Genomic DNA, 24,128 nt, shown 5'->3' on the forward strand with positions numbered 1-24,128 from the left:
AACGTTTACCTGACAAGCAATTACCGTTAAAAGGGGGATTAACAGATGAAGACCGGTTCTAAAAAAACGCTTAGGACATGTAGCAATGGCCATACATACTATAAAAGCTCAGATTGTCCTAGCTGTCCTATTTGCGAGGCAGAACGAGCACCACGTACAGGATTTCTATCACGTCTTGTAGCACCAGCAAGGAGAGCACTTGAAAATGAACACATTACTACACTAGAAACACTTTCTGATTATACGGATTGCGAAATTCTAAAGCTACATGGCATAGGTCCAAGCAGTATACCTATACTTAAACGTGCATTAGAGGAAGCAGGCTTGTATTTCAAGGATTCATGATATGTCAATTGAAAACAAGCCGTCCTACAAATACATAGGATACGGCTTGTTCATTATTGTTCTTCAAAAAACTTACGATTTAATGCAATATATTCATTTTCTTCTTCTGGTACTTCATCTTCCATGTAAATGGCCTCAACAGGACAAACAGCTTCACAAGCTCCACAATCAATGCAAATATCTGGATCGATAAAGAACATGTCTTTTCCCTCTTCTATACAATCAACAGGACAAACTTCTACGCATTCTCCTGCTTTTTCATCTTTACAAGGTGATGTAATAATAAATGCCAAGTTTCTCTCCTCCTTCTTCCGATCAGTAAACTCATTACAAAATAGCTTATGATATAATTGTTATTATAACGCATATAAGTTGAAAAATAAAAGTAATATTGTTGAATTTCCTATGGATTATTCCATCATTCTACACATTTTTCACTAATATAAACATAGGATTTAGTATTCGTTCTATTAGGGAGAGAATACAATGGAAATTACTGTTCGCCAAGGGGATACTTTATGGTATTACAGCCAGCTTTTTGGTATTCCGTTACCACTAGTCGAAGATTCAAATCGTGGGGTAAATGCAAACCAACTCCAACCCGGCATGCAAGTATTGCTACCAGGATACCGTACGATCACTTACTCTATTCAGCCAAATGATTCATTATGGACAATAGCAATAACCAATAATATACCTGTAGATAGTATTGCTTTATTGAACCCAACGATCCAACCGATGAATTTACAGATCGGAAAAACCATTCTACTTCCAGAGAAAGTTAGATCCGCGATTATTACAGATTTAAACAAGTATACGTATGAAAAGTTTCAACAGGATTTACATAACTTACAAGCTATTTATCCGTTTATGTTTCAACAATCCATTGGGAAGTCTGTAATGGGAAAGGAAATTGTAGAGTTGCAAATTGGAAGAGGTTCAAACGACGTTCATTTAAACGGCTCCTTCCATGGAAATGAATGGATAACTACTTCTGTTATTATGAAATTCATTAATGAGTATGCACTATCGCTAACCAATCACAATCCCATTCGTGGCAGATTCACTCTACCTTTATACCAAACGACTCAACTATCCGTAGTGCCAATGGTAAATCCTGATGGAGTTAATCTCGTTATTAATGGAGCAAAAGCTGCAGGAGATTATGAAACAAAAGTATTAGAAATGAATCATCAAAACACTAATTTTTCAAATTGGAAAGCAAATATTAAAGGAGTGGATTTAAACAAACAATATCCTGCACGTTGGGAAACAGAAGTAGAGAGAAAACCAACTTCACCTCAACCACGAGATTTCCCAGGTTATGAACCCATGACTGAGCCGGAAGCAATAACAATGGCAGATTTGGCCAATGAAAGGAATTTCTCCATTGTCAATGCTTTACATACACAAGGTGAAGAAATTTATTGGGGGTTTGAAGGACTTGAACCTCCTGAATCTGAACAAATTGTTAATGAGTATGCACGTGTCAGTGGATACCTTCCTGTGCAATATATTGACAGTTATGCAGGCTATAGGGATTGGTTTATCCAAGAATTCAGAAAGCCTGGTTTCACAATTGAATTAGGTACGGGTGTTAATCCATTGCCGTTTGAACAATTCCCTGAGATATACGAGGAGACATTAGGAATTTTATTAGCAAACCTTTACCTATAAATCTGATTTCCAATCCACTTGTACTGGTCGGACTATTTGTCTTCCTAATTGCAATGTGTAAACATCAGGATTTTGCATTGCTTTCCATGTATCAAAACCAAAAGCTTGATCATATCGGTGAAGTAATAGAGAAAGTAGATTTCCATGACTAACAATAACAATATTATGAAAAGTTGTCGATTTCATCTGATCAATCACTTCATGCGCACGCTCAATTGCATCATTGGAGGACTCTCCACCAGGTAGTGAAAAATCCAACTCTTGAAACGAATGTTCCAGGACATCTAGCCAATCGTCTATTGGATCTTCACTTAATATTCGTTCTTTTAACCGCTCGTCAACATGTATTGTAAGTTGAGCTTTATTTGCAAAGGGCTTAATACTATCGACTGCTCGTAGATAAGGGCTAGAAATAATATGATCAATTTCCTCATCTAAATTCGAAAAGAATTCAGCTAGCTGATTTGCTTGTTGTAAACCATTCGTTGTTAATGGAGAGTCTCTATGTTGACCATGAGCTGAACAATGTCGCACCAAATAAATCTTTTTTTCTGTTAAATTTGCTTGTTCCATTCATTACCCTCCATTTAAAACAGAATAGTATGATAACACCAATTATCTTTAGTATACCATTTTTTATGAAATATTAGTATTCATGTATAAAAATAACAGGGAAATTCCCCTGTTATTTTACCTCTTCAAAGTATTCTTTTCTAAATCCAGCAATTCGTTCACTGTTGTCAATGATAAAGTAGAATTCATCCGTCTCATTCTTTACATCATATACTTTTCCTGGTGTGAGCTTATTGTCCACAATAAATTTCTTTGCATCAGCATGTACGCATTTTAGTCGTTTGATTGTCTCTCGTTCTTCCCAATTTAGATGAATCATAATCGTTACTCCCCTTTTTGAGTTTACATAATATTTATATTGTCAACTTGTCGTTTACTCGAACAAACGTAGATATTCCTCATACCCTTCTTCCCTTAGCCTGTCCTTAGGTATAAATCGCATGGCTGCGGAATTTATACAATATCGAAGTCCGCCTTTATCCTTTGGACCATCCTCAAATACATGACCTAAATGGGAATCCGCGGTTTTACTTCTTACTTCCGTTCTTACCATTCCATGCGTCGAATCTATTTCCTTTTTCAACTGATACAAATCAATGGGCTTGGTAAAGCTTGGCCAACCACATCCCGCATCATATTGATCCGTAGAAGAAAACAAGGGTTCCCCAGAAACAATATCTACATAAATCCCTTCCTCTTCATTATTCCAGTATTCATTTTGAAATGGTCTCTCTGTTCCATTTTCCTGTGTTACATGGAATTGAATGGATGTTAATTGTTTTTTTAACTTACTTTTATCAAGTTTATTTCGCCAGTTTTTCTTTATGAAATCCTCCCTACCCGATCCTTTTTTATACAATCTATAATGAAAGGATTGCTTTTTATAATAATCTTGATGCTTTTCCTCAGCTGGATAAAATGGCTTTGCAGGAAGTATTTTGGTGACGATTGGCTTTGAAAATCTTCCGCTATTTTCTAATTCTTGTTTAGATGCTTCGGCTATCTGCTTTTGCTCATCAGTATGATAGAATATAGCAGTTTGATATGATTCTCCACGATCATGAAACTGACCATAAGGATCTGTAGGGTCGATTTGTTGCCAGAATGTTTCAACTAACTTTTTATATGGCATTATAGATGAATCGAACTCAATTTGTACAGCCTCCACATGGCCAGTTGTATTGGAGCAAACCTGTTCATAAGTAGGATTTTCTACGGTGCCACCAGTATAACCCGATGTTACGCTAATAATACCAGGACGTTCATCGAATGGCTCGACCATGCACCAAAAGCAACCCCCAGCGAAAGTCGCAAACTCTTTCGTTGTATTACGCACATATATCATTCCCTTTTCAGCATTTTCTTCTATTTTTCCTTTTATAGAAGAAAAAATCAAGCTGGGAGCCTTAAAAATTAAATAAACAGCTTCGGAACAGACTGACCAGGCTGTGAATTTCGCTCGGAAACGCGATCCGTTGATGTCAGTTGTAATGCATCTTCTGACAGTTCTGCACTACTTTCGATAAGGGAATCCTCTTCGGTAGACTGTTCATCAGAATCATTTTGATTACCATCTCCACTTTCCATTGAATTGAATGCTTTCATCATTCTATACATAGCAGGTAAATTTTTCACCATAGGCCCATATTCTTGCACGATCGGTGCAGCACTTTGCACCATTTTTAAAACTTGTTGAACATTATTTAATGTTCCAGACAGACCACCTACCCCATTGCTTAAAAATCCAGCACCTGTTCCAGCAGCAGATTGCGGTCGTAAAAAGCTAAGCAGATTTCGTAAATTGCCTCCTCCAGCTTGTTGAGCTCCGGGTATGGATGCCCCTGGAAATCCCCTTCCTGGAAAAGCTCTTGGAAATTGATTACCGTACATCATATTTCCTGGGTTTACTTGCTGCATATTAAACGGAAAATTACCTGGCTGATTAGATGGAAATACCATATCATTACCCCCTATACCTAACTAAATCATTTATAGTATTGTACGTAAACCCAGAAAAAAGGTGTAGGCGGTAGTTCTTATAGAACTGTATATCATACATATGAGTGAAATATTTCCCGGGCAACCGCACAAACTAACATGTTTCCCTAAATCCAGTGCCATTTTTGCCGAATTCTGGTTTATTTACTGAAATAATAAATATTAAACAAACGTTTGATTAAAATACCGAACTGGAGGAAAATCATACAGTTCCATGCTAGTATTAGCGTAAATAGGAGGAAGCTAGAAAACCACATACGCTTATCATTATATTATCTAACAACGAAAAAGTTTTAGTTATTCCTTATATATAGATGAATATCGCACTCAATCCAGCCAATCAGCTCATTAGTTTACTTTTTTATCAGAGTATAACTGATGCTGTTTAACTTTTTTATCACTTCTATTAGAAGGAAAGCGAAGCCCCATTGCGATTGCAGCGCCAATACAACCGAATAGACATCCAAAAAATAAGTATAAAGTTGGTTGGGAGTCCCCGATTATTACGGAGGCAATCCCTCCGATAGCAGGAAAAAGAGCTACCATGTAGCTGCTTAAGGACGCTCCGATTCGTTCTACAAGTTTAAGGTAGAACATCCATGCAACAAAGGACGCAAAAACTGTTAACCATACCAATGCACCAAGATAAGAAATTGATGTTGGGAGGTAGAAATCCTGACCTTGGAAAGTACAAATAATAAATAATAGGAGTGCTGCTACTACTCCACCGAAACTATTTGAGTAGACAGGATTAATTCCTCGGTTGGCATTTCGTGCTGAACTTGCATCACCTACCGATGTTAATAAGGTACCGAGTAATGCGACACCTACCCCTTTTAATTGAGCAAGATTAAATTGCTCGGATAAAAGAGGATAAATAACAATACATACTGCAATCATACCAATTATTCCACCTATAAGTATTCTAGGGTGTAACCTCTCCCCTAGAAATACGCGCAATGCAATAGGAGTCAATATAGCTTTCATAGAAAACATAAGAGTCACCAGCGCTGCAGAACTCCAGATTGTGCCATAATATAATAAAAGATAACTCAAAGCAAAGTTACAAGCCCCAAATATAATAATGGGTAAAGTATCCCTGCGTGAAGGTCGGCCAGATGGCCGATACAAACAAGCCAGGATAACAAATAACAACGCAGCCCCTGCAATACGGTAGGTTAATGACACTTCAAGACTGATAGGTGTACCTTGAATTTTAACAGCTATAAAGTTTAACCCCCATACAAGGAGACAGAAAATGTACATAAAAATAGTCATTGCATAGTCACATCTGACTGTTCCACAAACACAATATCAAAATGATTAAAAACCTCAATCAAAGCATCTTTTAATTGTAAGATTTGCTCCTCAGTATGATTAGGAGTAACGTTAACACGAAAGCGCTCTGTTCCGACAGGAACGGTTGGTGAGTTAATAGGCTGTAAGTAGACACGATGCCTTTCTAGTAAGCGCTTTGCCGCATCCTTGCACTTTTGAGCTTCACCGATTAAGACAGGGAGGATATGAGTTTCACTAGATTTCATTATAGGGATGCCCGCACGATTGAGTTCCTCTCTCAATATTTTCGTCTTTCTATGTAAAACATCTCTCTCATGATTTGATGCTTTTAAATGCTCAAGACTGGCATTACAAGCTGCCACAATAGATGGGGGCAAAGATGTAGTAAAAATGAACCCGGATGCAAAAGATCGAATAACGTCAATTATCTCATTTGATGCAGCAATATACCCACCTATAACACCAATTCCTTTCGCCATAGTTCCTTGAATTATATCAAGACGATGTTCTATTCCTAATTCCGCAGCTTTCCCCGCTCCTCTTGGACCATACATACCGATAGCATGGACCTCATCGATAAATGTTAAAGCATTATACTGTTCTGCAAGGTCGCAAATTTCTTTAATTGGAGAGACATCTCCGTCCATGGAATAAACGGATTCAAAAACAATAATTTTTGGTTGATCAATGGGCTGTTCTACAAGTAGTTCTTCTAAATGACTCACATCATTATGTCGGAAAACTGCACAGGCAGCCTTAGTACTACGAATTCCATTAATGATTGAAGCATGATTAAGTTCGTCAGAAAATATGGTGCAGTCCGGCAACAGACGAAGTAAGCACTGTAATGTGGCATCATTTGATCCATAGCCTGTTGGAAAAACTAACGCTGCCTCTTTGTTGTGCCAATCCGCAAGTGACGATTCTAACCTATTATAATGTTTATGGGTTCCTCCTATGTTCCTCGAACCACCTGAGCCTACCCCGAACAACTGGATAGCTTCCTGAGCAGCTGCGGTTACTAGGGGATGCTGAGACATACCCAAATAGTCGTTACTACACCAGACAACAACGGATTGATCATTCTTTTTACCACTTAACGTAGCCAGGGGATATTGACCGCGTATTCGATTAATAGTAACGAATTCACGATATTGTCCACTTTCTTTTAGTAATTGAATTTTGTTTTTCAATAATTCAGCGTACATAACAAGTCCTCCTTCTTAATCTCTAGTAAACTCAATGTTAATTAGAACTCTACGAAGAATGAATACTATGTAAATTAATTTATTAACATATTCCTCCTTTCTTTCATATAAAATTTAGAGTACTTAATAAATTACATACTAATGATGTTAATGGGTTTAGTCAATCATTTTTTCAAAAAATTAGTAAATTATATATTATTTTACCAATATAATTATAGTTACAATTCCTAATATTACTTTTCTAAGGGGATTTAGATTGCTCGTCTATGAAAGATACCTGGTTAGCTTTATCTGGAGACAACCATATATGGAGTTTTTATTAATGACTGTCATGGCTTAGATCAACCAATTAGAATGTGAACTGAGATTTCGTCACTGTGCAGGAAAATATAGAGGCAGAGTAAAAAAGACATGAAGGAATTAATTAGCTTATATTGCACAAAAAAAGACGCTAGAAAAATTCTAACGACTCTCATGTTCATGTATCCTATATATATCCCAAAGCTCATCAAACACGGTTACTGCTGTAGGAAATGGGCTATTATATTCAAGGTAGCTACTTATTTCATCATATTCCATCGCGTGCTTTGGAAAATAATGATCCGCAAAGGCCCAATCTGCTAAACGACTTTTTTCATCTGGATTTTTCTTTCCCCGATATGTCATTAAAAAATGATAAAAAGAACGCAATCCGATTCACCTCATCCATCTAAACGATCACTTTCCATGAATTCTTTATGTTTTTTCAGCTTACGCCGGTACACAACAGCAGCTAAATAAATACTAATCTCATACAAAATAATTAATGGTACTGCTACAACAAGCTGCAATATAAAATCCGGTGGCGTAACTATTGTTCCGATAATAACAAGGATTAAATAAGCATATTTACGCGTTTTACGCATAAAATCCGGTGTCAGTACTCCTAAAGCAGTAAGGAACATAGCAATTACTGGTATTTCAAACAACACAGCAAATGGCAACGTAACACGTATAAGAAACTTAAAATAACGATCAACGGTGAACATTTCATTAAACATTCCATCATTTAAGGACAAAAGAAATGGAAGAATTAACTCAATGAACATATAATACCCAAATACTAATCCCGCAATAAATAAAAGAAAGACGGCAGGTATATATGCTAATGTTGCTTTCCTTTCCGACTGTGTTAAACCTGGTCTAACAAACAACCAAACCTGTAATGCAAAAATTGGAATGGTGCAAGCAATTGCCACTATCCCCGCGAGCGTAAAATGAATCCAGATAATTTCACCCGGACTTATTACAGTTAATTTAAAGTCCAAATCACTTTGAAAAAAAGAATATATATCTTTGGAGAACACAAATCCACCAATAAAGAATAAAATGAAAAAAACAGCAATAATTATTATCCTATTTCTTAACTCCGATAGATGATCTGTAAGGTTCATTTCCTTTTCATCCATTGATACGTTGTTAGGCATCCTTTCACTCTCCTACTTACATAAACCTTGTACATAGTACCTACATAAAAGAAGATGCAAGGGTTATACCTTACACCTTCGCATATCAGCTTTTACTAGATGTTTGCTTTTCCGTTTTACTAGCATCATCATCGGTGACGATATCCTTCGTAGCATTTTTAAATTCCTTTAACGAACTTCCAAATGCTTTACCGATCTCTGGAAGTTTAGAAGGACCAAATACAACGAGCGCTATGATTAAAATTAAGATTAACCCAGGAACACCAATACTTGAGAACATTCCCTTCACTCCCTTATGTTATTTACTGCTTTTTTGATCAGTAATAATATCTTTTGTTTCCTTTATTTCATCTGTAACATCACTAGTTAATTCATTTGCAGAAGTTTTAAATTCCTTTAACGTTTGTCCTGCCGCTTTACCAATCTCCGGCAACTTTTTCGGACCGAATATTACTAATGCGATGATTAAAATCAAGATTAGTCCAGGAAAACCTATACTAGAAAACATCTTCACACCTTCTTTTCATAATTAATCTTATTATAATCAAAATTTCAAAAAACAAATATCCTTTGTAAAAAAATTCATAGCGTGTTCAATGATTAAGTATAAAGCGCTTTTAGTGTAACATGTTTTTCTTCTCTTAAACAAGTCTCATTGTCTTAGCGTGTTCATATTGTTCTGGCGTATTCATATTGAAAAAATGACGTTCTACTTGATCACGTGGGAATCCATGAAAATCATGGATAAAGCGAATATTCATCTCCTCAAAAAAACCAGTAACTTTTCGTTCACCCTTATCCAGTTGCTTTTGTACCTCTTCAAGCACTGATTTTTTATAAACAGCTGCTAAAGGATGCATATATGTTTGATAAACGGGTACAACACCATCATAGTCTTCCAAGTTGTCTATCATATATTGTAAAATCGGATATTGGATAAACGGCATATCACAGGCAGTGATGATAAAAACATCCGCTTTATTATAATAAAGCGCTGCTTCTATGCCTGCTAATGGTCCACTTTCTTGATACCTATCTGTTACAAATCGAGCTGGTAAATCGTTATAAAGCTGGGGCTGATGTGTAACAATGGATAAGCAATTCGTCACCTTCATCAATTCAAAAAAGATACGATTTATCACCGTTTGATTGCCAATTTTCAATAAAGACTTATTTGTTCCCATTCGCCGAGATTTACCACCAGAAAGTATTACCCCACAAGTATCCATTCGTTCCTCCCTACTACTTAAATTCGATCATACTGTAAAAAGTAATATTCGTAAGGATTTGTATCATTTCTTTCCCCTTTAACCTTAGAAGTAAGCCTCCATTCTTTTTCTGAGAATGTAGGAAAATATGTATCCCCATCAAAAGAATGATTAATCCACGTAATATACATTCTATCAGCTATCATCATCGCCTGCTCAAATATTTTTCCACCACCAATGATAAAATATTCCTGATCAGGGTGGGTCTCACTCCACTGTTTAATATGATCTAAGCTATCAATTACTTGGACATCGTCAGGGAAATCATTATCCCCTCTCGTAAGCACAACATTTGTACGGTTGGGTAAACTACGTCCTAATGAATCATACGTTTTTCTCCCCATAATGACAGTTTGATTGACTGTCTTTTCCTTAAAGAAGCGTAGGTCCTTTGGTAATCGCCATGGTAAATCATTATCTACACCGATGACATGATTGCGATCCATTGCCAATAATAATGATATCATTCTTTGTCCTCCTAATAACTAACAGTTACTTACACAGCTATCGGTGCCTTGATGGCTGGATGTGGGTTGTAATCCAATATTTCAAAATCAGAAAGTTCGAAATCAAATATAGACGTTTTTTCTGCATTTAATTGTAATGTTGGAAAGCTTCTTATTTCACGATTTAGCTGTGTCTTTACTTGATTTATATGATTCGTATATATATGTGCATCCCCCAAGGTATGGACAAATTCACCTGGTTGTAGATTACATTCATGCGCAATTAGGTGTGTAAGTAAAGCATAACTTGCAATATTAAACGGTACGCCAAGGAATACATCCGCACTCCGTTGATATAGTTGACAAGAAAGCTTACCTTCTGCTACATAAAACTGAAATAATGTATGACATGGAGGTAAAGCCATTGATGGTATATCTTCAGGGTTCCATGCTGATACAATGTGCCTCCTTGAATCCGGCTTGTACTTAATGTTCTCGATTACTTCTTTAAGCTGATCGATTACCTCATTTTGTGATGTCTTCCATTGACGCCACTGTTTTCCATAAACAGCTCCTAAATCGCCAAACTTTTTAGCAAACGCATCATCAGCGAGAATTCGCTCTTTAAAAATGGACATTTGCTCTTTATATTGCTCATGGAAACGGCTATCAAGCTGTGAACGGTTACCAAAATCCGTCATATCTGGTCCATGATAACTATCACTTGTAACCCATTTTTCAAACGCCCATTCATTCCATATATTATTGTTGTTTTGTAGCAGGTATCGTATATTCGTATCCCCTTTTATAAACCATAGGAGCTCACTTGCAACTAAACGAAAAGGCACCTTTTTGGTAGTTAACAATGGGAATCCTTTTGCTAAATCGAAGCGCATTTGGTGACCAAAAACAGAATAGGTACCAGTATTTGTACGATCTTGTTTATTAGTACCATTATGTAAAATGTGATTACATAAATCTAAATATGCCCTTTCTCCTGTAACCATATCTATTCCTCCATTTACTATCTACTATCCAACTAATTGTAACACAAACTACAATTTTAAGCAGTTTACACATCACGTTAACATACTGTATTTGAACAGGCGCACTCCAATTTTTGAGGTATTGTCAGTCTTAATAAGATTTAGAGTTTACGTTTGTAACACAATCGTAACTCATAAACATGCTAAATACTCATAAATCTGTTAGAGACAGTCATAAATTAGAAAGGGGTATTTGCATGCTAAATGGTACTGTAGAGCACGTAGTAAAACGTTCTTTACTTTATGGCTACGTGTTAAGTCAACCACTTGTAGCCTATGTTGATGCATATCCTGAACTACAAAATAAGCTTTTATTCGAATCAGAACAACTAGAGTTTGGCAAACATGGCGAAGCTATTCGCATCCTACAACAAAAGCTTCATACATTATCCTATTTTGATAATAATATAGATGGTAAATTTGGAATCTTAACCGAGCACGCACTTAAAAACTTTCAAGCTGAACATAGCTTAACGATTAATGGGAAAGTTAACGAGGATACATTAAAAGCAATAATCAAAGATGAAGAACAAGAATATATAGATCAGTTAGAAAATTTTTCAGATGAGATCCGGCCTGGAATGTACAACGCAAAAGTAAAGATCGTTCAAAAGTCATTACAATACTTTGGATACTATGAGGGTGAATTAGACGGAATATATGGCCCATTAACGAAGCAAGCATTACAAATTGCTGAAGACGAACATAAAATGGATTTAATTGATGATACCTACCTTACCTCAAATGCACCAGTAGAAAAAAAGAAGAAGTCAGAAAATGTGCAGCAAAGAAATGAGGAGTCTGTTGAAGAAAAGCAGGAAGCAGCAAAGGAAGTTAAAAAAGTTCGCATAGAAGGCAATGATGGAGCGACTATAGTTCAAGAAGCTCGTTCACAAATTGGTACGCCATATACTTGGGGAGGAACCTCACCTAGTGGATTTGATTGTAGTGGTTTTATTCAATATGTATATCAACAACAAGGCGTGCAGCTTCCGAGAACCGTGAGTGATATTTGGAATTTTTCCACTCCCATCTCGAATCGCTCTGTCGGTGACCTCGTATTTTTTGAAACATATAAACCAGGACCATCCCATATGGGAATTTATATCGGTGACGGAAAATTCATCCATGCAGGTGAATCGAATGGCGTGGAGATTAGCGAATTAACTAATCCTTATTGGGAAGCTAGGTACCTTGGCGCAAAGCGAGTTAATCAATAATAGCATAAAGTGGGAGTCTTACTGAAAAAGATACCCATCAAACGATGGATATCTTTTTAGCTTATGTACAGTAAAGCAATACCTTTACCACTCGTTATAAAATTGTTCTAAATATCTTTCCATAAATTGATGACGTTCGTTAGCAATTTCTTGGGCTGTTTCTGTGTGAAGCAGCCCTTTCAGTTTCAATAGTTTATCATAGAAATGCTGGATGGACGTATGCTTCGATGTTTCATGGAATATAGGTTGCCCTTTTGCACCTCCATAAGCAAAGGTTCGAGCAATGCCAATCGCACCAATCGCATCCAGTCTATCAGCATCCTGCACGACTTTTCCTTCCATTGTAGTTGGAATCCTCCCTTTTCGGAAAGAAACATTTCTCATAATTTGCCTAATTTCCTTGATATCGCTCTTTGTAAAATCTATGGAATGAAGGAAAGCATCCATTTCGTTCAATGATTTGATCGAATCATGAAATAATTTTTCATCACCTATATCATGGAGCCAAGCAGCAGCTTCACAAATAAATGGCTCTGCGCCCTCCTTATTGGCGATCATTCTAGCCATTCGTGCTACTCGCTCCATATGATAATAATCATGACCAGTAGGATCATCCGTAAAACAACTAAAAACATAGGCTTTTATCTTTGCTAACTGTAAAGCTGCCTCCATTAAAACAGCCCTTTCACCTTTCCATCTGCTGTTACGTCCATATTTAGCGCTGCCGGTTTTTCAGGAAGTCCAGGCATCGTTAATACATCACCTGTTAATACAACAATAAAGCCTGCACCTATAGATGCTCGTAGTTCCCTAATAGTGATCGTAAAACCTTCTGGTCTCCCTACACGTGCAGGGTCATCTGAAAGTGAATATTGTGTCTTAGCCATGCAAATTGGGAGGTTATTCCATCCCTGCTTTTCAAATAGCTTTATTTGCTTCGATGCATGCTTTGAAAGCTCAATATCCTTCGCTCCATAAACTGTTTGAGCTATTTTTCTAATTTTTTCTTCAATAGAATCTTCTAATTCGTATAGTGGTTTAAAGCTTTTCTTCCTGCTTTCGGTCTTAGCGATAATTTTGTTAGCTAATTGAATACCGCCTGATCCACCACTTGCCCATACGTCAGTCAATGCTACTTCAACATGTTGTTCCTCACACCAGTTCTCAATAAAATGGACCTCATTTTCTGTATCGGTTGGAAACTTATTGATAGCAACTACAAATGGAACATCAAACGCTTCAATCGTTTCCATATGTTTTTTCAGATTTTTCATACCTGCTTTAAGTGCTTCTAGATTTTCTTCGGCAAGTTTATCCTTTGCCAACCCACCATGCATTTTTAATGCACGAACTGTAGCAACAATAACAACTGCGGCAGTGTCAATGTTTCCAACACGTGATTTTATATGAAAATACTTCTCAGCACCTAAATCTGCACCAAACCCCGCTTCTGTTACAACATAATCACCTAGTTTAGCCGCAGTTTTTGTAGCGATAATACTGTTACATCCATGCGCTATATTCGCAAATGGCCCGCCATGTATAATCGCAGGAGTATTTTCGATCGTTTGAACAAGGTTCGGCTTTAATGCATCTTTTAAGAGTAACGTTAATGCTCCCTCCGCTTTAAGATCACTCACAGTAACGGGTTGCTCATTATAGGTATAGCCGATCACAATTCTTGCCAATCGTGATTTTAAATCTACTATATCGGTTGCTAAACATAAAATGGCCATGATTTCAGATGCAACTGTAATTGTAAAGCCATCTTCTCTCGGAACACCCTTTGATGGTCCTCCTAGCCCTACGATGATTTGACGTAATGCTCGATCATTCATATCCATGACACGTTTCCATTCTACTCTTCTCGGATCAAGATCGAGTTCATTTCCTCGATGAATATGATTGTCAATCATTGCCGATAGCGCATTATTTGCACTCGTAATAGCATGTAAATCTCCGGTAAAATGAAGGTTTATATCTTCCATTGGTAATACTTGAGAATAACCCCCTCCTGCTGCACCACCCTTTATTCCCATTACTGGACCTAATGATGGTTCACGCAATGCAATTACTGCCCTCTTACCTATTTGGTTCAAGGCTTGTCCTAAGCCTACTGTGACTGTGGATTTCCCTTCCCCTGCAGGGGTTGGGTTAATAGAGGTAACAAGAATAACTTTGCCATCTTGCTTATCCTTTAACGTATGTAAAAGATGATTGGATATCTTTGCTTTTGTATGTCCATACGGCTCCCATTCATCTTTACTTAAATTCAAGTTCTCAGCAATTTTATGTATCGGTTCTAGCTTTGCTTCCTGTGCTATTTCTATATCCGTTTTCATGTAATAGTACCCCTTCCTAAAATTTAGATAAATATGGTGGGAAATAACTTCATCCTATCTACTACATTTCGATGTAAATCATGATCGTTCATACAGTAATTACAGCAAATTCTGCCGCTTGCCTTCATGCTCTCCTTGCATGTCTCTTGATACCGCTTCACCTAATCAAATTATAGACGAGTAACGAAAAAATGTCGACATAACCTTGCTTATTTTCTTGACTCACTTATGTAAATAAGCTATATTAGACACAAGCAAAGAAGATGTACGGATTCATTAATGACGCAGGCAGCTTCTATAGAAGTGGATGTAATAGTGATCCTACACTTCTATAGAAACTGCCTATTTTTATGTTCTGTCTATCTGCTTTGTATTACCACGTTTGTACTTAAAGAAACGTGAAAGTTTTTAGGAGGATTATTCATGGAAAATGGTGTAGTTAAATGGTTCAATGCTGAAAAAGGATATGGCTTCATTCAGCAAGAAGAAGGAAATGACGTATTTGTACATTATTCGGCAATTCAAGAAGAAGGCTTTAAAACACTTGAAGAAGGACAAGAAGTTTCTTTTGAAATCGTTGAAGGTGAGCGTGGTCCACAAGCAGCTAATGTTGTTAAAAAATAAATAGTGATCAAAATATATAAAGCGGTAATCTTAATGGTTACCGCTTTTTTTGGTGGTTATAATAGGAATATCCTTGCTTTTCGAGTTAGTTCTTCGTATAATAGCTTTTGTGTTTTTCGCGGTTCGAGAACTCCCGCGTTACCAAAACTAAGGAGGAATAATAATGCCTAACGAGCTTATATGGATTTTATTTGCGTTGGTCAATTTTTCGTTATTGCTATTGTTCTATCGACTATTTGGTAGAACAGGCTTATATGTTTGGATCGGAATGGCAACAGTGATAGCCAATATTCAGGTGTTAAAAACAGTGGATTTAATTGGCTTAACAGCTACTCTTGGGAATATCCTATATGGAACTGCTTATTTAGCTACCGATATAATTAATGAAAAACATGGTAAAAAAGAGGCGAAAAAAGCAGTATGGTTGGGATTTGCAACATTAGTTACCATGACAATCATCATGCAAATTGCCTTAGCATTTGAACCAGGTGCTGAAGACATTGCTCATGATGCGCTGGCGACTATATTTAGTTTAATTCCACGAATAGTGGCCGGAAGCTTAGCAGCGTATATGATTAGTCAATACTTTGATGTTTGGATTTATGATAAATTACGTAATCTATTTCCAAGTGATCGGCAGTTATGGATTAGAAATAATGGGAGTACGGTGATAAGTCAATTTGTAGATACGATTGTTTTCTGTACTATTGCATTCTATGGAACATATCCATTCGATATTTGGTTGGAAATATTTATAACAACCTATGTTATCAAATTCGCGGTGGCAATTATCGATACACCATTTATGTATATTGCTAAGAACATGCATGTTGAAAAAAGTAATAGCACAAATTAATGCAAAAGGAAGCACAATAACCTATTTAACTATTGTGCTTCCTTTTTTTCTTATCAAGTCCCCATTTATTCTTGTATTATAGTTACCTCTTGTTATATGCATACATATGTATATTAACTTGGAGTCATTTTATCTTCCATTAGTATCTCCTGAATAAATAGACTCATTAAACGATTTTCAATCTATATACTCAAAGACCCCCAACCTGACGAAATTCTTATTCGTTGGCTTCCTTCACACTGGTTCTTTTATTTCGACAACTAAAAAATAACTTACATTTATTCTGTAACATCTTTGAGGAATAGGATAAGATACTATTCATTCATACATGCCTCTCCCTCCTCTCTATCTAAATTTCGGTTTCGCGGCAGTTTGCATTCTTAGTTCAAACGACATTTTTGCATGATGCTTCAACACTAATCAAATTTGCTAAGTTAAAACATGCTGACTTCGTTCCGTTTACCTTTTATCAATATGCTCCCTGCTCTGTTAGGCTTACTAATTACCTAATTATCGTATTCTAAGCCATGCTTAAGTCAGCAGGATAAGCTTGTTTATGTGCCTTACTTTTTAAACATTTGTTTTCAAACAGCTACTACTTCTTTCCTACAAGGTAGTTTTTCACTTAATTGCCACTTTTTCTTCACAAATCCTTCAATTACTTTTCTAACCTAAATGTTAGTAAAGTACTGATACAGAGCGGTTCGAACATAATTGAACAAATTGTGAAAACACTAACGAACAATGCTAATTCGGGCAGTGTTTTGTGTATGATGAAAATAGAAGCACTACTTTAGTCATGAGGGGGGAGTAGAATGGAAAATGCTGAAAAGCAGAAATCTGAAGAGCGTGTAGAAACGCCAAACCTGAAAGGTACACTACTATCTGTGTTATTACTAGGAGTCTTCATTATCGTTAGTTGGTTTGGTGTATTTGCCTTATTTTTATCTAGGTAATTGGAATGAATTTAGGGGGGAGTGTTAGCATGCATTTGCATAAGTTTGAGAAGGTATGGTTAATATTTGGAACTGGATCACTTCTATTATTCTTGCTTGTGATTGGGGTTGGTGCATTTTATAAAGGTACCCATCCTTCCAGTCATTTAGAAACAATTGACTTAAAGAATATTGAAAGTCATGAGGCCTTTCAACCAGATAATTTAGGCGTAACACAGGTAAAAGAGGATCAGTATATCGTTAATTTTGTTGCCTCTGCCTTTAACTATGATTTTGGTGTTGATGATAATGGTAAACCGCTAAAAAAGATTAGAATTCCTAAAGGATCTACTGTTTTATTTCAAGCAACAACAAAAGATGTAATTCATGGATATCAAGTTGCTGGGACGAATGTAAATATGATGCTGGAGCCTGGTTACATTAGCCGCTACGAAACGGTTATGGATGAGACAGGTGAATTTACAATTGTATGTAATGAATACTGTGGATTGGGTCATCACCAAATGTTTGCTTCTGTGGAGGTGTATGAATAATGATTGCTACTAAACTTGGTATTTCAAAATCTGATTCCAAACTTACTATGGCCTTTATCTATGTTGCGTTTATTTCACTATTTATTGGTGGGCTAATGGGGCTGTTACAAACACTTGTAAGATCAGGTTCCCTTTCACTTCCATGGGGAATCACCTATTATCAAGTATTAACGGTACATGGAGTAATACTCGGACTCGTTTTAACTACTTTTTTTATTATCGGTTTTCAATATGCTTTGATGGCCAAAACAGTTGGTATTTCAAAAAAACAGCGATTATATGCCTGGTTAAGTTTTATAGTCATGTTAATTGGTACGGTCATGGCCGCCGTTATGGTGTTATTAGGTAAAGCAAGTGTACTATATACATTTTACGCTCCATTGCAAGCACATCCTATATTTTATTTTGGATTGGCATTGGTTATTATCGGTAGTTGGATTGCCTGTTTTGTTAACTTCCGACAACTCTATGTTTGGAAAAAGACTCATAAAGATGAAAAATCACCGCTTCTTGCCTTTATGGTAGTTATCAATATGGTATTATGGTTTATTGCAACGCTTGGTGTAGCAGCCGCAGTCATTGTTCAATTTATTCCGTGGTCCCTTGGATATGCGGAAACGATTAATGTTTTAGTAAGTAGGACCTTGTTTTGGTATTTTGGTCATCCACTTGTATATTTTTGGCTACTACCTGCATATATGGCTTGGTATGCCATAATCCCGAAGATTATTGGCGGCAAAATTTTTAGTGATTCATTAGCACGATTGTCTTTTGTATTATTTTTATTATTCTCTATACCAGTCGGCTTTCATCATCAGCTGACAGAACCTGGAATTGACCCAACGTGGAAGTTTATACAAGTTGTACTTACATTTATGGTCATCATTCCTTCACTTATGACAGCATTTTCTATGTTTGCCATGTTTGAGATAACTGGCAGACGGAAGGGGTTTCGTGGATTATTTGGTTGGTTTAAACATTTACCTTGGAAGGACGTTCGTTTCTTTGCTCCTATGGTAGGTATGCTTGCATTCATACCAGCAGGAACTGGAGGAATAATCAATGCATCCCATCAATTAAACAACGTTATTCACAACACGATGTGGGTTACTGGTCATTTCCACTTAACTGTAGCAACTACTGTTTTACTTACCTTTTTCGGAATTAGCTATTGGTTGATCCCACACCTAACAGGTAGAAAGCTAACAAAGAAGATCAATAATTTAGGGTTAATACAAACCGTTATTTGGGCAGTAGGGATGACTATCATGTCTGGATCCATGCATATATCTGGTCTGCTAGGTGCACCGCGAAGATCTGCCTTCTCTGAATATGGTGGAACTGCCCAAGCATCAGATTGGATAGGATATCAAATTGCTCAAGCGGTTGGAGGCACTATTTTATTTATCGGTATTCTACTAATGGTATATATCTTTCTGCAATTAACTTTCTTTGCACCGAAGGGACAGGAAGAGTTCCCAATTGCTGAAGAAGAAGTGAATGCTCAACCGACACCGCTATTTTTAGAAAATTGGAAGCTCTGGATTGGCATTACAATTGGGTTAATCTTATTTGCATATACCATTCCATTTATCGATATTATTCTGCACGCTCCAACGGGTAGCGAACCATTTGCTTGGCCAATCGGGAATTCATAATATACTAGGAGTGAGTATCCCATAAGGTACAAAGGAATATAGAACTCCTGTAGAAGGAGCAATATCGTGTCACTAACCTGAAGTATTTTATTCACGAGAAGGATGAACCGTCGTTGCCCCATGGCAATAGTATACTTCAGCTGTATAGGTAAAGAGCTGTCTTTATGGACAGCTCTTTCCTATTCTGTTAACTTTGTATCTTTTAACGCATTTTCCTCTGCTGGAATTCGAACAGTTAATAACAGGATGTGCAACAACGGAAACAATACTGCCGTTATATATGCCTCAAACAACAAGGGGATAACCAATAATTCAATTCCCACTACGATATAATTGGGATGTTTTACATATTTATATGGACCTTTCCTCACTAAAGGGAACTGTGGAGATATTATGATTTTCGTGTTCCAAAACTTACCTAACGATGAAATACACCAAAAACGTACGAACTGGAGCAATAGAAACAGTACAAACAAATAAATGTTAAATTGGAACGTAGCTGGATGCCTTAGTAATACCTCGACAATTAGCGAGAGAAAGAATAAGCTGTGTACAAGGATAAACCACTTATAATGCTCTTCCCCTCTTTCTACCCCACCTCTTTCTTTTATCCAGACTTCATTTCGTTTGGCAATGTTCAGCTCAACTAATCGTTGTACGATAATAAAGCACAGTATAACCCACATAAATAATGGCATTAGTCTACCCACTCCATAAGTATTAACTCAGAGCTAAAGCCTGGGCCAAGTGCTGATATTACACTTTTTTCTCCCTTAGAAATGGCTTCCTTCATCCAGGCACCTAGGACATAGAGAACGGTGGCAGATGACATATTACCATGATTACGTAACACATTAATAGAATGCTTAAATTTTTCAGGCTTGGCTTGTAGAACTTTTTCCATGGAATCGATTACTTTTTTACCCCCTGGATGAGCAATAAACGAATGTATATCCTGTTCATTTATTCGTGTTGCTTGCAGAAAGATTTGTAAATGCTCTCGCCAAAACGTTTCTACTAGAGCAGGTATACTTTTCGAAAAAATAACCTCAAAGCCACCATCAGTTATATCCCACCCCATTACGGATATACTGTCTTTTTTTGTGTATGAATGAGATTGCAGAAGCTTGGGAATAGAGCCTTTTTTCTTGCGTAATATTAAAGACTTCTCACCAACCGCTAATGCCGCACTTATTCCATCACCAAATAACGCTGTTCCAATGATATTACTCTTTTTCATATCCCCTTTTTGAAACGTCAAACTACATAGTTCACAGCAAACAATCAATGCAGATTTATCTGGATTAGCTGTTAACCAATCATAAGCTCTTGATAATCCAATTGCCCCACCAGCACAGCCTAACCCCCATAAAGGCATTCGCTTTATATCTGATCGAAAAGGTCGTTCATTAAATAGATGAATATCCATAGATGGCGTTGCTATACCTGTACTAGACACAAATATGATCATATCTATTTCCTCATACAAAACAGGTTCATCTAAAAATTGTTGATTCGTTAAGCAATCGTCTATTGCGCGCAGGGCATACTCTTTTGCATAGGTCGTATAAAGCTCGTTTCTTTCCTTAAAGGAGTGATCTCGTAAAAACCATTCTGAGTCAACAACAAATTGGCGCTCATTGACCTGCGCATTGTCAAATACCGGAAGCAGCCGTGATCGTTGTCGAAGGGAATACGTAAATACTTTTTGCACAATTTGCTTTACTTCCTCTTGTGGCATACGATAATTAGGAATACCGAGTCCTGTTGAACAAATATATGTCATGGAATACTCCTTCTTTTAGAAAGCAAACAGCTCAACTTAGTTAAACTGATAAATAGCTGCATACTTTTGCTTTAAGTATCTTACTAAGTAATCAGGATTTAATCCTTCGTTTGTAACATCCTTGATAATTTCAAGTGGTTTCTTCATCTTGCCATGTTGATGTACAGCTTCGGATAACCATTGTTTAATTCTACGACAGTCTCCGGTCATAATAATTTCATCAACGTTTACTTCACTTCTTAAGGTGTGATTCAACTGTGCAGCATACATATACCCTAATGCATACGAAGGAAAATAACCAAAATCGCCTCCTGCCCAATGGATATCCTGAAGGACTCCTTCTCTATTAGTTGGAGGGTTTATTCCTAAATAAGCCACCATTTTCTCATTCCATAGCTTAGGTAAATCTTGCACGTTAATCTCTCCATTAATCAAAGCTTTTTCAAGCTCGTAACGTACCATGATATGAAGTGAATAGGTTAATTCATCTGCTTCAATGCGTATGAATGAGGGCTTCACTTCATTTACTGCACGAAAGAATTGGTCCAACTCTACATCCCTAAAGTGCTGGGGGGCATATGATTGAAACTCTTGATAATTAGCTTCCCAAAATGTATGACTCCTTGCTATAAAGTTTTCCCAAAATAATGATTGTGATTCATGAATTCCCATTGACGTTCCTGTTGCAAGCGGTGTATTCATTAAGCTTTCTGCAATATTTTGTTCGTATAATGCATGTCCGCCTTCATGAATAGTCCCAAAGATCGCCATTCTAAAATCGTTTTCATCGTATCTTGTAGTAATTCGTACATCATTTCGATTGAGCGCAATTGCAAAGGGATGAATGGTTTCGTCTAATCGACCAGATTGAAAATCATAGCCCATTTGCTTTAAAATTATTTTGGTAAAGGCTTCCTGATCATTTTTAGGAAAATGTGCTTGCAAAACATCGGTGTCAGGCTTTACAGGACTTGCTTTGATTTGATCCAATAGAGATACTAACGATGTGCGCAATGCAGGAAAAACCTCATCTAACATCGTTGTTGTTACCCCAGGCTCGAAGTTATGTAGTAATGCATCATAGATATTATGCTCATATCCCCAATAAGTAGCAAATTGTTTATTATAATCGACTAGTTTCTCTAAATATGGTTGAAACAATTGGAAATCATCGTTTTGCCTAGCTTCTTGCCAGACGGCTTCAGATTTGGATTGCGTCATAATAAATTCTCTATACAGTTCATGAGGTATTTTACGATTTCTTTCATAATTTTCCTCACAAACCTCAACTGTCCTTTTTAATATTGGATCAGTCGTATCATTTTTTAAAGCATCAATAAAATGTTTCATTTTATCAGAAGTTTCCAGCTTATGAATCTTTTCTCCCAGAAAACCAGCAACTTCAGAACGTTGTTCGACACCATGATTAGGTATTTTGGTACGCATATCCCAATGAATTAGCATCAATGACTCATTATAAGCACTTATTTCACGTAAGTAATGTCTAAAGTCTTTCTCTACGGTATTTATAGTTGTCATTCCAAATCCTCCCTCACCTTTTTACCAAAATATTGATAATAATCTGTTCGGATATATCCATTAAATAACTTTCGTTTCTTCGTCGCTCTTTGACCAAATGCTTTTTCAAAGTTTTCGTAAGCGGTTAGTATATAAATGCTCCAGCTTTCATGATGTTTCATAACAGAGCCTAAATCATTAGCAATTTTTGCAGCATGCTTATAATCACCAAGCCTTTGTCCATATGGAGGATTGCCAATAAGATAACCATTATGCTTGCGAATCGTTAAATCCTTTACTTGCATCTGCTTCCATGTTATCAAGTCCCCTAATCCTGATTCCATCGCATTTTGCTTTGCAATGTCTATCATTTTATGATCAATGTCAGAGCCGATAATTTCTAACTTTTGATCATAGTTTGCTTTATCTTCTGCTTCTTGAAAAGCATCCTCCCAATGCTTTCTTTTTATGAAGCTCCATTCTTCTGAAGCAAACTCACGGTTAAAGCCAGGTGCAATATTCTGACCAATTAACGCAGCTTCAATAGCAATCGTTCCTGACCCACAAAAGGGATCTATTAATGTTTCATCTGCATGCCAGTTAGTTAGCATAATTAAAGATGCAGCAAGGGTTTCCTTTAAAGGGGCATCCCCCTGCCCTACTCGATATCCTCTTTTATGTAATCCTGTGCCAGAAGTATCAATCGTCAGAGTAGCTTCATCCTTCAAAAGAGCAATCTCAACTTTAAACATAGCACCAGACTCAGGTAATTTAGAAACAATTCCATACTTTAATTTTAACCGTTCAACGATTGCTTTTTTTGTTATGGCCTGACAATCGGGAACACTATACAGCTTAGACTTAACCGATTTTCCGATTACTGGAACTTGTCCGTCCTCTGCAATATATTTCTCCCAAGGCAATGACTTGGTACCTTCAAATAACTCCTCAAAGGAGCTAGCTTTAAAAGTACCTACCTGTAATTTAACCCGATCAGCGGAGCGTAGCCATAAATTACAACGAGGAATAGCAGAGATAGGCGCTTCAAAAATAACCTTTCCGTTCTCTACGTGTGTTTCATAGCCTAATGCATTTACCTCTTTAGCCACAACTGCTTCTAATCCCATAGCTGCTGTTGCAATTAATGTTACAGTTTGCATATATAATTAATTCCTTTCCTATCAGTATCATGTTTTCCATAGTTTATCATATCTACATACGGTTTATGAACGCTACTGAAAATAAAAAACCTTTCCAATAACCCAAAAGGGAATCAGAAAGGTTTATTTCCTCGTCATAGACCAATTAA

The 24,128-nt window shown here is 36.8% G+C and carries 28 protein-coding genes; 8 read left to right on the forward strand and 20 right to left on the reverse strand.

Going from position 1 to position 24,128, the window contains the following annotated elements; all coding sequences use genetic code 11:
* The first annotated feature begins 45 nt into the window (after positions 1–45).
* Positions 46–345 (forward strand): RNA polymerase alpha subunit C-terminal domain-containing protein, encoded by a 300-nt coding sequence (locus tag JUJ52_RS12920; RefSeq protein WP_205388543.1) that lies wholly within the window; start codon positions 46–48, stop codon positions 343–345.
* A 53-nt stretch (positions 346–398) separates the two neighbouring features.
* Here JUJ52_RS12920 and JUJ52_RS12925 read toward each other — a convergent pair whose 3' ends face one another.
* Positions 399–638, reverse strand: coding sequence for a ferredoxin family protein (locus tag JUJ52_RS12925; RefSeq protein WP_021291327.1), 240 nt, complete (start codon positions 636–638; stop codon positions 399–401).
* 193 nt (positions 639–831) lie between these two features.
* On the opposite strand from JUJ52_RS12925, the gene JUJ52_RS12930 reads away from it, so the two are divergent.
* Complete coding sequence (locus JUJ52_RS12930; RefSeq protein ID WP_121605116.1) at positions 832–2,022, forward strand: M14 family metallopeptidase; 1,191 nt, start codon at positions 832–834, stop codon at positions 2,020–2,022.
* On the opposite strand, the gene JUJ52_RS12935 is transcribed toward JUJ52_RS12930, so the two are convergent.
* The 13 genes from JUJ52_RS12935 to JUJ52_RS12995 all read right to left on the reverse strand — a co-directional run bounded on the left by JUJ52_RS12935 (position 2,017) and on the right by JUJ52_RS12995 (position 11,287).
* The gene (locus tag JUJ52_RS12935) at positions 2,017–2,595 is read right to left on the reverse strand and encodes a histidine phosphatase family protein (protein WP_205388542.1); all 579 of its coding nucleotides are present in this window, start codon (positions 2,593–2,595) and stop codon (positions 2,017–2,019) included. The two genes, JUJ52_RS12930 and JUJ52_RS12935, sit on opposite strands and share 6 nt — an antisense overlap.
* Positions 2,596–2,707: 112 nt before the next feature.
* Positions 2,708–2,914 (reverse strand): DUF6501 family protein, encoded by a 207-nt coding sequence (locus JUJ52_RS12940; protein ID WP_026681961.1) that lies wholly within the window; start codon positions 2,912–2,914, stop codon positions 2,708–2,710.
* Positions 2,915–2,968: 54 nt separating this feature from the next.
* Positions 2,969–3,940, reverse strand: a complete 972-nt coding sequence (gene msrB, locus JUJ52_RS12945) for a peptide-methionine (R)-S-oxide reductase MsrB (protein ID WP_121605895.1) — start codon at positions 3,938–3,940, stop codon at positions 2,969–2,971.
* 68 nt (positions 3,941–4,008) lie between these two features.
* Complete coding sequence (gene vrrA / locus JUJ52_RS12950; protein WP_051388355.1) at positions 4,009–4,554, reverse strand: VrrA/YqfQ family protein; 546 nt, start codon at positions 4,552–4,554, stop codon at positions 4,009–4,011.
* A 387-nt stretch (positions 4,555–4,941) separates the two neighbouring features.
* Positions 4,942–5,871 carry a DMT family transporter gene (locus JUJ52_RS12955; protein WP_205388541.1) on the reverse strand — a complete coding sequence of 310 codons (930 nt, stop codon included), beginning with the start codon at positions 5,869–5,871 and terminating at the stop codon, positions 4,942–4,944.
* Positions 5,868–7,100 carry a 5-aminolevulinate synthase gene (gene hemA / locus JUJ52_RS12960; RefSeq protein ID WP_121605114.1) on the reverse strand — a complete coding sequence of 411 codons (1,233 nt, stop codon included), beginning with the start codon at positions 7,098–7,100 and terminating at the stop codon, positions 5,868–5,870. The genes JUJ52_RS12955 and hemA overlap by 4 nt, the downstream gene beginning before the upstream one ends.
* A 462-nt stretch (positions 7,101–7,562) precedes the next feature.
* Entirely contained in the window at positions 7,563–7,790 is a 228-nt protein-coding gene (locus JUJ52_RS12965) for a YozE family protein (protein ID WP_121605113.1), read from the reverse strand.
* An 11-nt stretch (positions 7,791–7,801) separates the two neighbouring features.
* Entirely contained in the window at positions 7,802–8,566 is a 765-nt protein-coding gene (tatC, locus tag JUJ52_RS12970; RefSeq protein WP_026681957.1) for a twin-arginine translocase subunit TatC, read from the reverse strand.
* Between the two features lie 85 nt (positions 8,567–8,651).
* Positions 8,652–8,846, reverse strand: coding sequence for a twin-arginine translocase TatA/TatE family subunit (locus JUJ52_RS12975; RefSeq protein ID WP_026681956.1), 195 nt, complete (start codon positions 8,844–8,846; stop codon positions 8,652–8,654).
* Between the two features lie 18 nt (positions 8,847–8,864).
* Complete coding sequence (tatA, locus tag JUJ52_RS12980) at positions 8,865–9,074, reverse strand: twin-arginine translocase TatA/TatE family subunit (RefSeq protein WP_026681955.1); 210 nt, start codon at positions 9,072–9,074, stop codon at positions 8,865–8,867.
* 133 nt (positions 9,075–9,207) lie between these two features.
* Entirely contained in the window at positions 9,208–9,795 is a 588-nt protein-coding gene (gene mobA, locus JUJ52_RS12985; protein ID WP_121605112.1) for a molybdenum cofactor guanylyltransferase, read from the reverse strand.
* 17 nt (positions 9,796–9,812) lie between these two features.
* Positions 9,813–10,301: a dihydrofolate reductase gene (locus tag JUJ52_RS12990; RefSeq protein WP_121605111.1), complete on the reverse strand. Its 489-nt coding sequence runs from the start codon at positions 10,299–10,301 to the stop codon at positions 9,813–9,815.
* Positions 10,302–10,330: 29 nt separating this feature from the next.
* Positions 10,331–11,287 (reverse strand): thymidylate synthase, encoded by a 957-nt coding sequence (locus JUJ52_RS12995; RefSeq protein WP_026681953.1) that lies wholly within the window; start codon positions 11,285–11,287, stop codon positions 10,331–10,333.
* Between the two features lie 236 nt (positions 11,288–11,523).
* Here JUJ52_RS12995 and JUJ52_RS13000 point away from each other — a divergent pair, with 236 nt between their 5' ends.
* Complete coding sequence (locus JUJ52_RS13000) at positions 11,524–12,546, forward strand: C40 family peptidase (RefSeq protein ID WP_026681952.1); 1,023 nt, start codon at positions 11,524–11,526, stop codon at positions 12,544–12,546.
* 84 nt (positions 12,547–12,630) lie between these two features.
* Here JUJ52_RS13000 and JUJ52_RS13005 read toward each other — a convergent pair whose 3' ends face one another.
* Positions 12,631–13,218, reverse strand: coding sequence for an HD domain-containing protein (locus tag JUJ52_RS13005; RefSeq protein WP_026681951.1), 588 nt, complete (start codon positions 13,216–13,218; stop codon positions 12,631–12,633).
* Positions 13,218–14,888 (reverse strand): formate--tetrahydrofolate ligase, encoded by a 1,671-nt coding sequence (locus JUJ52_RS13010; protein WP_205388540.1) that lies wholly within the window; start codon positions 14,886–14,888, stop codon positions 13,218–13,220. The genes JUJ52_RS13005 and JUJ52_RS13010 overlap by 1 nt, the downstream gene beginning before the upstream one ends.
* Positions 14,889–15,311: 423 nt before the next feature.
* On the opposite strand from JUJ52_RS13010, the gene JUJ52_RS13015 reads away from it, so the two are divergent.
* The 5 genes from JUJ52_RS13015 (at position 15,312) to JUJ52_RS13035 (ending at position 19,515) form a co-directional block, all read left to right on the forward strand.
* Entirely contained in the window at positions 15,312–15,512 is a 201-nt protein-coding gene (locus JUJ52_RS13015; protein WP_026681949.1) for a cold-shock protein, read from the forward strand.
* Positions 15,513–15,675: 163 nt separating this feature from the next.
* Entirely contained in the window at positions 15,676–16,368 is a 693-nt protein-coding gene (locus tag JUJ52_RS13020) for a queuosine precursor transporter (RefSeq protein ID WP_026681948.1), read from the forward strand.
* Positions 16,369–17,183: 815 nt separating this feature from the next.
* Positions 17,184–17,324: a cytochrome c oxidase subunit 2A gene (locus JUJ52_RS13025; RefSeq protein WP_080668710.1), complete on the forward strand. Its 141-nt coding sequence runs from the start codon at positions 17,184–17,186 to the stop codon at positions 17,322–17,324.
* 29 nt (positions 17,325–17,353) lie between these two features.
* Positions 17,354–17,857, forward strand: a complete 504-nt coding sequence (locus JUJ52_RS13030) for a cupredoxin domain-containing protein (protein WP_026681947.1) — start codon at positions 17,354–17,356, stop codon at positions 17,855–17,857.
* Positions 17,857–19,515 carry a b(o/a)3-type cytochrome-c oxidase subunit 1 gene (locus JUJ52_RS13035; RefSeq protein ID WP_121605108.1) on the forward strand — a complete coding sequence of 553 codons (1,659 nt, stop codon included), beginning with the start codon at positions 17,857–17,859 and terminating at the stop codon, positions 19,513–19,515. The genes JUJ52_RS13030 and JUJ52_RS13035 overlap by 1 nt, the downstream gene beginning before the upstream one ends.
* Before the next feature lie 179 nt (positions 19,516–19,694).
* Here JUJ52_RS13035 and JUJ52_RS13040 read toward each other — a convergent pair whose 3' ends face one another.
* Genes JUJ52_RS13040 through JUJ52_RS13055 form a run of 4 tightly spaced genes read right to left on the reverse strand, consistent with a single transcriptional unit; the run spans position 19,695 to position 23,979 of the window.
* Complete coding sequence (locus JUJ52_RS13040; RefSeq protein WP_121605107.1) at positions 19,695–20,213, reverse strand: isoprenylcysteine carboxyl methyltransferase family protein; 519 nt, start codon at positions 20,211–20,213, stop codon at positions 19,695–19,697.
* The gene (locus tag JUJ52_RS13045) at positions 20,213–21,301 is read right to left on the reverse strand and encodes a type III polyketide synthase (RefSeq protein WP_205388539.1); all 1,089 of its coding nucleotides are present in this window, start codon (positions 21,299–21,301) and stop codon (positions 20,213–20,215) included. Before JUJ52_RS13045 ends, JUJ52_RS13040 begins: the two co-directional genes overlap by 1 nt.
* Positions 21,302–21,337: 36 nt before the next feature.
* A complete protein-coding gene (locus JUJ52_RS13050) occupies positions 21,338–22,840 on the reverse strand; it encodes a carboxypeptidase M32 (RefSeq protein WP_026681943.1) in 1,503 nt (500 codons plus the stop codon).
* Entirely contained in the window at positions 22,837–23,979 is a 1,143-nt protein-coding gene (locus tag JUJ52_RS13055; RefSeq protein WP_166530433.1) for a THUMP domain-containing class I SAM-dependent RNA methyltransferase, read from the reverse strand. Before JUJ52_RS13055 ends, JUJ52_RS13050 begins: the two co-directional genes overlap by 4 nt.
* Between the last annotated feature and the right edge of the window lie 149 nt (positions 23,980–24,128).

Origin of the sequence: Virgibacillus sp. AGTR (genome assembly GCF_016919725.2) — a bacterium.
In the GTDB taxonomy this organism is placed as follows: Bacteria; Bacillota; Bacilli; order Bacillales; family Amphibacillaceae; genus Virgibacillus; species Virgibacillus salarius.

Coding starts and splice junctions, on each gene's coding strand:
- JUJ52_RS12920 (WP_205388543.1), top strand. CDS start 46: ATGAAGACCGGTTCTAAAAAAACGCTTAGGACATGTAGCAATGGCCAT.
- JUJ52_RS12930 (WP_121605116.1), top strand. CDS start 832: ATGGAAATTACTGTTCGCCAAGGGGATACTTTATGGTATTACAGCCAG.
- JUJ52_RS12935 (WP_205388542.1), bottom strand. CDS start 2,595: ATGGAACAAGCAAATTTAACAGAAAAAAAGATTTATTTGGTGCGACAT.
- JUJ52_RS12940 (WP_026681961.1), bottom strand. CDS start 2,914: ATGATTCATCTAAATTGGGAAGAACGAGAGACAATCAAACGACTAAAA.
- msrB (WP_121605895.1), bottom strand. CDS start 3,940: ATGATATATGTGCGTAATACAACGAAAGAGTTTGCGACTTTCGCTGGG.
- vrrA (WP_051388355.1), bottom strand. CDS start 4,554: ATGGTATTTCCATCTAATCAGCCAGGTAATTTTCCGTTTAATATGCAG.
- JUJ52_RS12955 (WP_205388541.1), bottom strand. CDS start 5,871: ATGACTATTTTTATGTACATTTTCTGTCTCCTTGTATGGGGGTTAAAC.
- hemA (WP_121605114.1), bottom strand. CDS start 7,100: ATGTACGCTGAATTATTGAAAAACAAAATTCAATTACTAAAAGAAAGT.
- tatC (WP_026681957.1), bottom strand. CDS start 8,566: ATGCCTAACAACGTATCAATGGATGAAAAGGAAATGAACCTTACAGAT.
- JUJ52_RS12975 (WP_026681956.1), bottom strand. CDS start 8,846: ATGTTCTCAAGTATTGGTGTTCCTGGGTTAATCTTAATTTTAATCATA.
- tatA (WP_026681955.1), bottom strand. CDS start 9,074: ATGTTTTCTAGTATAGGTTTTCCTGGACTAATCTTGATTTTAATCATC.
- mobA (WP_121605112.1), bottom strand. CDS start 9,795: ATGGATACTTGTGGGGTAATACTTTCTGGTGGTAAATCTCGGCGAATG.
- JUJ52_RS12990 (WP_121605111.1), bottom strand. CDS start 10,301: ATGATATCATTATTATTGGCAATGGATCGCAATCATGTCATCGGTGTA.
- JUJ52_RS12995 (WP_026681953.1), bottom strand. CDS start 11,287: ATGGTTACAGGAGAAAGGGCATATTTAGATTTATGTAATCACATTTTA.
- JUJ52_RS13000 (WP_026681952.1), top strand. CDS start 11,524: ATGCTAAATGGTACTGTAGAGCACGTAGTAAAACGTTCTTTACTTTAT.
- JUJ52_RS13005 (WP_026681951.1), bottom strand. CDS start 13,218: ATGGAGGCAGCTTTACAGTTAGCAAAGATAAAAGCCTATGTTTTTAGT.
- JUJ52_RS13010 (WP_205388540.1), bottom strand. CDS start 14,888: ATGAAAACGGATATAGAAATAGCACAGGAAGCAAAGCTAGAACCGATA.
- JUJ52_RS13015 (WP_026681949.1), top strand. CDS start 15,312: ATGGAAAATGGTGTAGTTAAATGGTTCAATGCTGAAAAAGGATATGGC.
- JUJ52_RS13020 (WP_026681948.1), top strand. CDS start 15,676: ATGCCTAACGAGCTTATATGGATTTTATTTGCGTTGGTCAATTTTTCG.
- JUJ52_RS13025 (WP_080668710.1), top strand. CDS start 17,184: ATGGAAAATGCTGAAAAGCAGAAATCTGAAGAGCGTGTAGAAACGCCA.
- JUJ52_RS13030 (WP_026681947.1), top strand. CDS start 17,354: ATGCATTTGCATAAGTTTGAGAAGGTATGGTTAATATTTGGAACTGGA.
- JUJ52_RS13035 (WP_121605108.1), top strand. CDS start 17,857: ATGATTGCTACTAAACTTGGTATTTCAAAATCTGATTCCAAACTTACT.
- JUJ52_RS13040 (WP_121605107.1), bottom strand. CDS start 20,213: ATGCCATTATTTATGTGGGTTATACTGTGCTTTATTATCGTACAACGA.
- JUJ52_RS13045 (WP_205388539.1), bottom strand. CDS start 21,301: ATGACATATATTTGTTCAACAGGACTCGGTATTCCTAATTATCGTATG.
- JUJ52_RS13050 (WP_026681943.1), bottom strand. CDS start 22,840: ATGACAACTATAAATACCGTAGAGAAAGACTTTAGACATTACTTACGT.
- JUJ52_RS13055 (WP_166530433.1), bottom strand. CDS start 23,979: ATGCAAACTGTAACATTAATTGCAACAGCAGCTATGGGATTAGAAGCA.